Annotated in this window: 1 protein-coding gene and 1 pseudogene; one reads left to right on the top strand and one right to left on the bottom strand. The window is 47.9% G+C overall.

Going from position 1 to position 812, the window contains the following annotated elements:
* Nucleotides 1-97: 97 nt before the first annotated feature.
* A pseudogene (locus ACYVIY_RS28650) lies at nucleotides 98-373 on the bottom strand (hypothetical protein); the annotation flags it as partial.
* Nucleotides 374-470: 97 nt separating this feature from the next.
* On the opposite strand from ACYVIY_RS28650, the gene ACYVIY_RS28645 reads away from it, so the two are divergent.
* The gene (locus ACYVIY_RS28645) at nucleotides 471-704 is read left to right on the top strand and encodes a hypothetical protein (RefSeq protein WP_460980102.1); all 234 of its coding nucleotides are present in this window, start codon (nucleotides 471-473) and stop codon (nucleotides 702-704) included.
* Nucleotides 705-812 lie beyond the last annotated feature (108 nt).

Raw genomic sequence — 812 nt, 5'->3', positions numbered from 1 at the left:
AGATTGTCTTGCGCATTTTCGCCTGTGTTCGGGAAGACCGCAATTATGACGAAAACTTTTCTTTCCCCTTTGTTTAAATCATAGAAATCGGTCCGATAAGCTTGTGAGTGATGTTGCGGGCTCGTTTCATGGAGCGCATAGCTTGTTGACAGTTGGCTCCAAAGTCCATGCAGGCCACCACAAAGACAAACAAAACCTCCGCATCGGTCAGTTTGGGCGGTTCTCCGCTGGCTGAAGGGCCGGTGGAGCTAGAGTGGTTGCAAGTTTTGAGATAGTCCTCTATCATTGCATACACGAACACATCGCGTAAGTCATCGGTGTCGGGAGCATGGTTAGTAGTGGAAGTTTGGCGACTTAAAACTACACAGACCATGCTTTTTTGTACAACTACCTACTACCACACAACTTGGGTTAGTTTATATGGCTACTACTATTTAAGGTTGATATATCTTTTTTGGACTCCTGCTGTAGTGCGTGGAGCTGAGGGGCGTTCGTTACAAGTTGAACTGCTTGATCTGGGTGGTAAGCCGATACGTCAGCAGCGTTGGCAACAGGCGGATGGTCAGCAGGTCATCGGCTGGGATATGCAAGGGCAAAGCTCGGGTTTGTATCTGTTGCAGATAGTTAGTGAAGCGCGTAGCGGTCAGCTTGTTCAGCGGCAGAATGTAAAGGTTAGACTCAAGTCGAGTCTGACCTTGTCTTAGCCCCCTATTAGCTGGACGGATTTTCTGAAAAGGTTGTGTCATAAGCTAACTCTGCTTCCTCCCATTTCTGCTGCGGTGTCATAAAACCAATCGAGCGATGAAGCCGAT

This window comes from Spirosoma knui, from assembly GCF_054780635.1.
The sequence above is the reverse complement of the archived record's forward strand: the minus strand, read 5'-3'. Positions and strand labels throughout refer to the sequence as shown.